The sequence below is a fragment of the Streptomyces jumonjinensis genome, from assembly GCF_009600885.1.
In the GTDB taxonomy this organism is placed as follows: domain Bacteria; phylum Actinomycetota; class Actinomycetes; order Streptomycetales; family Streptomycetaceae; genus Streptomyces; species Streptomyces jumonjinensis.
In genome coordinates this window covers 225,861-235,367 of sequence record NZ_VCLA01000156.1, presented here as the reverse complement: position 1 = coordinate 235,367, position 9,507 = coordinate 225,861, and the positions used below count along the sequence as shown (strand labels likewise).

General features: G+C 70.4%; 10 protein-coding genes. 2 read left to right on the top strand and 8 right to left on the bottom strand.

Features of this window, described 5'->3' with window-relative positions:
• The coding region (locus FF041_RS21460) for an isochorismatase family protein (RefSeq protein ID WP_153524269.1) at positions 1-541 on the bottom strand (541 nt) is incomplete at its 3' end.
• A gap of 103 nt (positions 542-644) precedes the next feature.
• On the bottom strand, positions 645-1,598 hold the full coding sequence (locus FF041_RS21455; RefSeq protein WP_153482647.1) for an MBL fold metallo-hydrolase: 954 nt from the start codon (positions 1,596-1,598) through the stop codon (positions 645-647).
• Positions 1,599-1,774: 176 nt separating this feature from the next.
• Here FF041_RS21455 and FF041_RS21450 point away from each other — a divergent pair, with 176 nt between their 5' ends.
• On the top strand, positions 1,775-2,464 hold the full coding sequence (locus FF041_RS21450; protein WP_153524268.1) for a TetR/AcrR family transcriptional regulator: 690 nt from the start codon (positions 1,775-1,777) through the stop codon (positions 2,462-2,464).
• A gap of 164 nt (positions 2,465-2,628) precedes the next feature.
• On the opposite strand, the gene FF041_RS21445 is transcribed toward FF041_RS21450, so the two are convergent.
• Entirely contained in the window at positions 2,629-2,883 is a 255-nt protein-coding gene (locus FF041_RS21445; protein WP_153482644.1) for a helix-turn-helix domain-containing protein, read from the bottom strand.
• Between the two features lie 64 nt (positions 2,884-2,947).
• On the opposite strand from FF041_RS21445, the gene map reads away from it, so the two are divergent.
• Positions 2,948-3,715, top strand: a complete 768-nt coding sequence (map, locus tag FF041_RS21440) for a type I methionyl aminopeptidase (protein WP_153524267.1) — start codon at positions 2,948-2,950, stop codon at positions 3,713-3,715.
• Positions 3,716-3,956: 241 nt separating this feature from the next.
• Here map and ggt read toward each other — a convergent pair whose 3' ends face one another.
• From ggt to FF041_RS21415, 5 genes are all read right to left on the bottom strand, one after another.
• Entirely contained in the window at positions 3,957-5,762 is a 1,806-nt protein-coding gene (ggt, locus tag FF041_RS21435) for a gamma-glutamyltransferase (protein WP_323392335.1), read from the bottom strand.
• A 401-nt stretch (positions 5,763-6,163) separates the two neighbouring features.
• The gene (locus FF041_RS21430) at positions 6,164-7,039 is read right to left on the bottom strand and encodes an amino acid ABC transporter permease (RefSeq protein ID WP_153524266.1); all 876 of its coding nucleotides are present in this window, start codon (positions 7,037-7,039) and stop codon (positions 6,164-6,166) included.
• On the bottom strand, positions 7,036-7,680 hold the full coding sequence (locus FF041_RS21425) for an amino acid ABC transporter permease (RefSeq protein ID WP_323392333.1): 645 nt from the start codon (positions 7,678-7,680) through the stop codon (positions 7,036-7,038). Before FF041_RS21425 ends, FF041_RS21430 begins: the two co-directional genes overlap by 4 nt.
• Before the next feature lie 8 nt (positions 7,681-7,688).
• Complete coding sequence (locus tag FF041_RS21420) at positions 7,689-8,606, bottom strand: glutamate ABC transporter substrate-binding protein (RefSeq protein WP_153524264.1); 918 nt, start codon at positions 8,604-8,606, stop codon at positions 7,689-7,691.
• Positions 8,607-8,622: 16 nt separating this feature from the next.
• On the bottom strand, positions 8,623-9,369 hold the full coding sequence (locus FF041_RS21415) for an amino acid ABC transporter ATP-binding protein (protein WP_153524263.1): 747 nt from the start codon (positions 9,367-9,369) through the stop codon (positions 8,623-8,625).
• Positions 9,370-9,507 lie beyond the last annotated feature (138 nt).

The window sequence follows — 9,507 nt, the reverse complement described above, 5'->3', positions numbered from 1 at the left end:
GGCTCGCGGCCTGCAGCGTCTGCGACGGAAGAACGGCGCCGTCCGGCGACCGCAGGGGGCGGGTGGCGGTGGCCTCGGCGACGACGGTCGGGCGGTAGCCGAGGTTGAAGGCGCCCTGCGCGGTGAACAGGACGCACATATGCGTCATGAACCCGGCGATGACCAGGTTGCCGCCGACTCCGAGCTCGCGGAGGGTCTCCGCGAGCTCCGTGCCGTGGAAGGCGTCGGGAGACTGCTTGACGACGACCTTCTCGCCCTCCACCGGGGCGACTTCGTCGCTGATCGAGCCGATTTCGGCCCGGATGTCGTACGGCGTGCCCTCGCCGCCGTCATTCACGATATGGACGACCGGGGAGCCCGCGGCGCGGGCGGCTGCGAGCAGACGGGCGCCGGCGGCCACGGCCTGCTCGGCGCCGTCGAGCCGCATGACGCCGGTGCGGTAGGTGTTCTGAAAGTCGATCATGATCAGGGCCGACTCGCTCAGACGCGGCAGCTCCTGGGGAAGACCGATCACATCGCGCAGGGTGGTGGACGCTTCCATGGGGAATCCTTTTCCAGTCAGGGAGGGGCGGGGCGGGCCCTGCTCGCAGTGCGGCAGGGACCGCCCCGGGTAAAGGCGGGAGGGAGGGAGGGGCGCGCCTCCGCTACGACAGGTTCTTCGTGCCGCCGGCCGGCGCCAGGTCGACGAGCTTCCCGTCGATCCCCTGGTCCTGGAACGCCTTCACGACGGACTCCGTGTCCTGGGAGTAGATGTTCCAGCTGTCGGTGTGCACCGGGACCACCTTGCGGGGATCGAGGTCCTTCGCCACCTGGGCCGCGTTCTTGGAGGTGAGGGTCAGCGGGGCGTTGTCGAGGATCGCGGGGGTACGGGCGGCGCCGGCGAAGAGGACGGCCGTGTCGATGGGGCCGATCTCCTTCTTGACGCGGTCGCCGACCTCCTTGGCGACCTTGACCGAGGCGTTGTCACCGGAGATGTAGGTGGTGGGCACGGACTTGCCGCTGAGCACAAAGCCGGTGACCTCGCCGTCCGCACCCCGGTCCACGCCGTCGGGGCCGTGCAGACCGGGCACCGCGGTGACCTTGATGGTGCCGCTGGGGGTCTTCAGCTCCTGGGAGTCCCAGCTCTTCATGCCCGTGACGTGGTCACCGAGGGTCTTCCGCGCGCCGGGCGTGGAGAGCACGACGGGCATCTCCTTGAGCAGCGCGCGGCCCTTGTCGTCGAGGTTGTCGTCGTGCTGGTGGTGGGAGAGCAGTACGGCGTCGATCTCGCCGATCTTGTCGGTGCCGAACGCGGGAGCCTGCGTCTTCTCCAGGCCGCTCTTGTACTTCTTCGGCGCGTCGAAGGTCGGGTCGATCAGAATGCGCGAGCCCGCGATCTCCAGGATCGTGGTCGGCCCGCCGATGTGCGTGACGGTGAACGCGGCGTCAGCGGCGGCCTCGGAGGCAGCGGGCTCGGAGGCGGCGGCCTCGGGGGTGGCGGCCGGCGCGGCCTTGTCACCGTCGTCGGCGTCCTTGCCGCCGCAGGCGGAGAGGAGGGCCACACTCGCGGTGACTGCGACGGCGGCCGAGGCGGCGCGGCGGAACGTCGAACGGTTCATGGGGAAGTACCAGCTCTCTCACGACGAACGGTCGGGCAGGCCGGAAGCGGGTCGGCCTCCGAACTGTTTTCAACGCTAACACATTTCGTTAGCGTCGATTACAGAGCTCTCCTATTGCCCACCTCTGCACCGGATCAGTCCAGGTCCGATGTGTTAGCGCTGTTATCGTGGGAGGCATGTCAACGGCACGAGAGCGCATCCTGGAAGCCACCGCGGAACTGCTCGCCACCAAGGACGCGCTGGCAATCTCGACCCGGGCCATCTGCGACCGAGCCGGCGTCGGCATGCCTGAGATCTACCGCCAGTTCGGCGACAAACAGGGACTGCTCACCGCGGTGGCCGACATCGGCTTCGAGCGCTTCCTCGCCAACAAGAGGCGGAACCCGTTCACCGACGATCCGGTGGCGGACCTGCGTACGGCCTGGGACGCCCATGTCGCGTTCGCGCTCCGCAACCCTCACCTCTACCGGCTGATGTTCACGCCGACGGGAGACGCCAAACCGCAGGCGATCAAGGAAGCACAGGCCCTGCTGCTGTCGGCCGTGGAGCGCTGCCGCGACGCCGGGCGACTGCGCACGACCCCCGAACTGGCCGGCCAGTCGATCCTCTCCGCCAATGTGGGCGTATGCCTGATGGCGCTGTCCTTCCCCGAGCTGTTCGGGGGGCTCGACATCTCGCAGTCGGTACGTGACGCCGTGATCGGGAAGGCGACCGGGGACGAGCGGGAGGACGCGCGGATCGGCACCGCGACCGTCCTCGCCCAGGCGCTGGTCGGCACCCTCACCGGAACGGCGCCCGCGAACGGCGCCGACATCGGCCGCCTGGCCCGCGCCCTTCAGCCGTCAGCCCCGTCTCCGGACGCGTGAGACCGCCTTCTTGACCGCGGCGGCCGGCGATCCCGGCCTCCCGGCGCGACCCGGGACACGATCCGCCCCCGGAAGCCGGCAGTACGGAACCGGGCACCCGCCGCGGACTGACACCATCCGCCCGACAGAACAGACCGACAGGCAGCCAGCCCTCGACGGCGTGCCTACGCGGCAGGCGCCAGGGCGCAGCGGGCCATCAGGTCGTCCATGGAGAGCCCGAGCGCCGCGGCGATGGCGGCCACGGTGAAGAACGCCGGGGTCGGGGCACGGCCGGTCTCGATCTTGCGCAGGGTCTCGGCGGAGAGCCCGGCCGCCGCCGCGACCTCCACCATGCTGCGCTCGCCGCGCTCCGCACGGAGCAGCCGGCCCAGCCGCTCGCCGCGCTCGCGCTCTTCGGGGGTGAGAGGGGTACGGACCATGCCGTTATTCTAATGCCGCTGAGACCGGTATGAGAATAACGGTCCGACCGGTATAGTAATTGGCATGGTAGAGATCAAGACGGATTCATCGATCGAGGCGATGCGCGCGGCCGGGCGAGTGGTGGCCCAAGCGCTACAGGCCGCCCGCGAGGCCGCGGCGGTGGGCGTCAGTCTGCTGGAGCTCGACAGGGCGGCCCGCGCGGTGCTGGCGGACGCCGGCGCCTCCTCGCCCTTCCTCGGCTACCGCCCGGACTGGGCCCCGACGCCCTTCCCCGCGGTGCTCTGCGTCTCCGTCAACGACGCGATCGTGCACGGCATCCCGGACGGCTACCGGCTGCGCGACGGCGATCTGGTCGGCGTCGACTGCGGCGCGGTGCTGGACGGCTGGGCGGGCGACGCGGCCGTCAGCTTCACGGTGGGCCGGGCCCGCCCCGAGGACAGCGCCCTGATCGCCACGGCCGAGCGGGCCCTGGCGGCGGGGATCGCCGCCGCGGTCGTCGGCCATCGCATCGGGGACATCGCCCATGCCATCGGGCAGGTCTGCCGTACGGCGGGCGCCGGGATACCGGACGGCTTCGGCGGCCATGGGATCGGACGCCGGATGCACGAGGACCCGGGCGTCCCCAACGAGGGCCGTCCGGGCCGGGGCCTGACGCTGCGCCATGGCATGGTTCTGGCGATCGAGCCCATGGTGATCGCCGGGGGGGGCGACGGCCACTACACGGCGCGGGACGGCTGGACCGTACGCACGATCGACGGCAGTCGCGCCGCGCACGCGGAGCACACGGTGGCGATCACGGACGACGGGCCCCGGGTGCTGACCGCCCTGTGAACCAGCGCCCCCGGACCGCCGGATGAGCCGCGCCCCGGACCGCCCGACGAACCGCCCCCGGACCGCCCGACGAACAGCGCCCCGGCGGGCGGGCGCGGACCCTGCCCGCTCCCGGCGGCAACCGGTCCCTCCGCATGGCGGTCTGCCGCGACCAGGGCTCCAACGCACGTGACCCGCCCGGCGGTTGACGCCGGACGGGCCGTGTGCGCTCAGGGCCGGACGGGGTACGGGCCCCGGCTTGCTAGGGCGTTCCGCTGGGGCGTACCACCATGGCCGAGCCGCCACCTCTGCGGACCTTCTCGGCCGCCGCGACCCATCGCCCGTCGCGCAGCCGCTCGACGCCGGTCGCCGCGCCGATCTCCGCGTTCTGCCGGAAGGCGTGGCCGAGCCGCTCCAGCTCGCCCCGGAGCGGGCTGTTCCAGAGTCCGGGCTCCAGTTCCGTCGTGGTCTGGTTGCGCTGGCTGGCCCGGGGCGCGGCGATCGCCTCCACCAGCGGCAGTCCCCGGTCCAGACGGCCCGTCAGGGTCTGGAGGACGGTGGTGATGATGGTCGCGCCGCCCGGCGAGCCCAGCGCGAGCACCGGCCGCCCGTCGTCCAGCACGATCGTCGGCGACATCGACGAGCGCGGACGCTTGCCGGGGCCGGGCAGATTCGGGTCGTGGACGGCCGGGTTCGCCGGTGCGAAGGAGAAGTCCGTCAGCTCGTTGTTGAGCAGAAATCCCCGGCCGGGCACGGTGATGCCGCTGCCGCCGGTCGACTCGATCGTCAGCGTGTAGGCGACGACGTTGCCCCACTTGTCGGCGACCGTCAGATGGGTGGTGCTCTCCGCATCGCGGGGCGTCGGCGCGGCCTGCCCCGTCGTGCCGCAGGCCACCGGAGTAGCCGGATCGCCCGGCGCGAGCGGACTGGTGAGCACCGCGTCGTCCTTGATCAGGCAGGAGCGCGCGTCGGCGAACCGCTGGGAGAGCAATCCCCTGGTGGGTACGGACTCGAAGGCCGGGTCGCCGACCCAGCGGCCCCGGTCGGCGAAGGCGATCCGGCTCGCCTCGATGAAGCGGTGCAGATGGCCCGCCGGGGACGCCTCGGAGAGCTCGGTGCGCTCCAGCATATTGAGCGCCTGGCCGACGCTGGTGCCGCCGGAGGAGGAGGGGGCCATGCCGTAGACGTCCAGACCCCGGTAGGAGATTCTGGTGGGCGCGCGGCGGATCGTGTCGTACGAGCGCAGATCACGCGCCGTCAGATCGCCTGGCCGTACCGTGCGGGCGGCGCCTGCGGCGACCGGAGGGGTGCGTACGGTCCGTACGACGTCCCGGCCGATCTCACCCCGGTAGAGCACCCGGGTGCCCTTGTCGGCGATCTTCCGGTAGGTCCGGGCCAGATCGGGGTTCTTGAACACGGAGCCGACCTCGGGGAGCCGCCCGCCGGGCAGAAAGAGCTCGGCCGTGGCGGGGAAGTCGGCGAACCGGGCCTGGTTGGCCTGGGTCTGGGAGCGGAAGGTGGCATCGACGGTGAAGCCGTCCTTCGCCAGCCGCTCGGCGGGCTCCAGCAGTTGTCCGAGCTCTCTGCTGCCCCAGGAGTCGAGCACGGTGTCCCAGGTGGCGGGGGTGGCGGGGGCGCCGACGCCGAGTCCGCTGGTCTGCGCCTCCTCGAACGGGATCGGCTTGCCGTTCTCCAGGAAGAGGCCGGAGTCGGCGGAACGCGGCGCGGTCTCCCGCCCGTCGACGGTGTGCACGGTACGGGAGCGCGCGTCGTAGTAGACGAAGTAGCCGCCGCCGCCGATGCCCGCGGAGTACGGCTCGGTGACGCCGAGTGCGGCGGCGGTCGCCACGGCGGCGTCGACCGCGTTGCCGCCGTTGCGGAGCACCTCGATCCCGGCGGCCGAGGCGTCGGCGTCGACGCTGGCGACGGCTCCGCCGTAGCCGACGGCGACCGGTTCCTTCACCGGAGCGGCCGGAGCGCCGGGTAAGGGCGCGGCGGCGCCGACCGAGGAGACCAGGGCCGCGGCGGCGGCCAGAACGGACAGCTTCCGTGCGGCGGGAAGACTCACAGATACCTCCGGGTCGGGCGCGTGTCCGCGCACTGTAGCCGCACCCGGCGGCCTGCGTCAGGAGTGCGTGGGAGGTGCACGCCGCCGCCGGGGAGAGCGGCGCCCCCGTCTCTGCGACGCGGGCCCGCCCGGCCCCGGCAAGCCGGCCGGCAGTGCCCGTACGCCGTCCGCGGCGGGAGCGGGGCGAACCGTTCGCCGCCGGTCGCCGGCCCGCCGTGGTCGTCGGCACTGTCGGCCCTTACTCCATCGGACACGAACCCCCCGGCGCGCAGCTGACCTTCTCCCCGCCCGTGGCCGGCCTTCCGTATCGGTCGGTCCCGCCGTGCGAGAAGTGATCACCGGCTGCCGCCGGAGCCCCGCCCGGGGCGCCGGGTCATGCCCCATGAACTGCCGCCCGTCCCCTACTTCCTCCCGGTCGCGGTGGGGTCCCCGGGCAGCAGCGTTCCTGGTTCGGCCGGGGCGATGTCCACGGCCTCCGTCTTCGGGTTGCGGCGCTGGCGTCTGGCCACCCAGGTGGCGAACCAGGAGAGCAGCATGCACATCCCGATGTAGATGGGCGAGATCACCATCACCACGGGGATGAACGGCAGACTGTAGTCCAGGTTCGAGGCGATGAGCTTTCCCGCGTGGAGGAACTCCTCGTAGGTGATGAGATAGCCGAGTGAGGTGTCCTTCAGCGCGACCACCAGCTGGCTGATGATGGCGGGGAGCATGGCCCGTACCGCCTGGGGTGCGAGGACATGGGTCATGACCTGCGTCTTGCGCATGCCGAGGGCGTACGCCGCCTCCCGCTGGCCGCGGTCGACGGAGTTGACGCCGGCCCGGAACACCTCGGCGAGCACCGAGCCGTTGTAGAGGGTCAGCCCGGCCACCAGCGCGGGCAGCGGCTGCACCTTCAGCGCCACGAAGATGAAGAAGATCATCACCAGTACGGGCATGGCGCGGAAGAACTCCACCAGCAGGGTGGCCGTCCACCGCACCGGGCGGTGGTCGGAGAGCCGGCCGCAGGCGAGGACGCTGCCGAGGACGAGCGAGAGCACGGCGGCGTAGGCGAACGCCTTGAGGGTGTTGCCGAGGCCGCGCAGCAGCAGTTCCTGGATGCCTTTGTACTCGAAGGGGCTCCACTTCTCGGCGGCGAACTGCCCGGTGTCGAAGAGCAGATAGAGGATCCAGCCGATCAGCGCCAGGATGGCGAGGGCCGAGATGACTCCGTAGAGGCGGTGGCGCCGCAGGGTCCGGGGGCCGGGGATGTCGTAGAGGGCGGTGGAATCGTTCATCGGGCGACTCCATAGCGCTTCTCCAGCACGTTGAAGAGCGCGCTGATGCTGAGGGTGATGATCAGATAGCCCACGGCGATCCAGACGAAGGTCCAGACGATGTTGTAGCCCAGCTCGCTGAGGGTCTTATAGGTGCCGAGCAGTTCGGTGACGCTGAACGCGCCCGCGATGGCCGAGTTCTTGGCGAGTGCGATGAGAGTGGAGCCGATCGGGGGGATGACGGTGCGGAACGCCTGGGGCAGCACCACGAAGCTCAGGGTCTGGCCGAAGTTCATGCCGAGGCTGCGGGCGGCCTCCCCCTGGCCGGTGGGCACGGTGTTGATGCCGGAGCGCAGCGCCTCGCAGATGAACGCGGAGGTGTAGCAGCCGAGCGCGATCACGGCGAAGACCGCGAACGGCAGCACCAGGCCGAAGCGCGGCAGTCCGAGCAGCACGGCGAAGAAGAGCAGGGTGAGCGGGGTGTTGCGGAGCACGGTCACCCAGGTGGTGCCGATCGCCCGCAGCGAGGCGACGGGCGCGACCCGGAAGGCGGCCATGAGGAAGCCGAGGGCGAGGGCGAGCAGCGAGGAGAAGAACGTCAGCTGGACGGTGCCGAGGAACCCCTCGGCGTACAGGGAGAAGTTGTCGGTCAGTACGTCCACGTTCTGCCTCAGCTCGCCGGGTAGCGGTCGATCGGGGGCGGCTGCGGCGCCGGGACCCCGGAGAGGCCGAGGGTGGCGTCGTAGGCCTTCTTCCAGTTGCCGTTCTTCTCGTTCTCCTCCAGGGCGTCGTCGATGGCGAAGCGCAGGGCGTTGTCGTCGCGGGGGACGCCGATGCCGTAGGGCTCCTGGGAGAAGGGCGTGCCGACGACCTTCAGCTCGTCCGGCGCCTTGGCCGCGTATCCGGTGAGGATCGCGTCGTCGGTGGTGACGGCGTCGACCTGATAGGTCAGCAGATTGTCGACGCAGATGGAGTAGGTGTCGTACGCGACGAGATCGGCTTGGGGGTAGTCCTGCTGGATGCGCTGGTACGGGGTGGATCCGGTGGCGGAGCAGACGCGTTTGCCGGCGAGGTCCTCGGGGCCCTTGATGTCCGTCTCACCGGCCCGCACCAGGAGATCCTGGCCCGCCATGTAGTAGGGCCCGGCGAAGCCGACGAGCTTCTTGCGGTTGTCGTTGATGGTGTAGGTGCCCACGTAGTAGTCGATCTGGCCGTTCTGGAGGGCGGTTTCGCGGTTGGCCGAGGCGATGGTCCGAAAGACGATCTTCGCGGGGTCGAGGCCGAGCGAGGCGGAGATCATCCGGGCGATCTCGATGTCGAAGCCGGAGTAGAGCCCGGTCGCCGGGTCCTTCTCGCCGAGATAGGGCTGGTCCTCCTTGACTCCGACGGTGAAGTGGCCGCGTTTCACGGCTCTGCGCCAGGTCGGCGAGTCGTTCAGCTCGAAGGAGGTGTTCACCTGGTAGTGCGGGAGCTGCTCGGGCTGCGGTCCCTTGACGGGCGGGCTGCCTTCCTTGCCGCAGCCCGTGAGGGCCGCGGCTGCCGCGAGCGGAAGGAGCAGCGCCGCCAGGGCGCGTCGGATGCGTGCCATCACTGCCTGCCCCCGGTCAGTGCTTGAGGATCTTGGAGAGAAAGTCCTTGGCCCGTTCGCTCCGCGGGTTGGTGAAGAACTCCTCGGGGGCGCGGTCCTCGACGATGCGGCCGTCCGCCATGAAGACGACGCGATTGGCGGCGGAGCGGGCGAAGCCCATCTCATGGGTGACGACGACCATGGTCATTCCGTCCCGGGCGAGCTGCTGCATCACCTCCAGGACCTCATTGATCATCTCGGGGTCGAGGGCCGATGTGGGCTCGTCGAAGAGCATGACCTTGGGGTCCATGGCGAGCGCTCGGGCGATGGCGACCCGCTGCTGCTGTCCGCCGGAGAGCTGGGCGGGGTATTTGTCCGCCTGGGAGGCGAGGCCCACCCGTTCGAGCAGCTCCCGGGAGCGGCGGTCCGCCTCGTCCCTCTTGCGGCCCCGGACCTTGATCTGCGCGAGCGAGACATTGGCCAGCACGGTGCGGTGGGCGAAGAGATTGAACGACTGGAAGACCATGCCGACGTCGGCGCGGAGTCCGGCGAGTCCCTTGCCCTCCGCCGGCAGCGGCTGGCCGTCGATGGTGATCGTGCCGGACTCGATGGTCTCCAGCCGGTTCACCGTCCGGCAGAGGGTCGATTTACCGGAGCCGGACGGCCCGATGACCACCACCACCTCCCCGCGTCCCACGGTGAGACTGACGTTCTGGAGGACGTGCAACTGCCCGTAGTGCTTGTTGACGTCCCGCAGCTCGATCAACGGATCGACGACGGCCATACGCTGCCCTACCCACTCATCGCAGTGTCGAGGTCAGCGCAAACTATCCAGCCCGATAAGGGACTTCACACGCGACACGCATAAATAGGGCATAAGCCGTATTTATCGCTTTTGCGGGCCGGTGCGCCGTGGAACGGC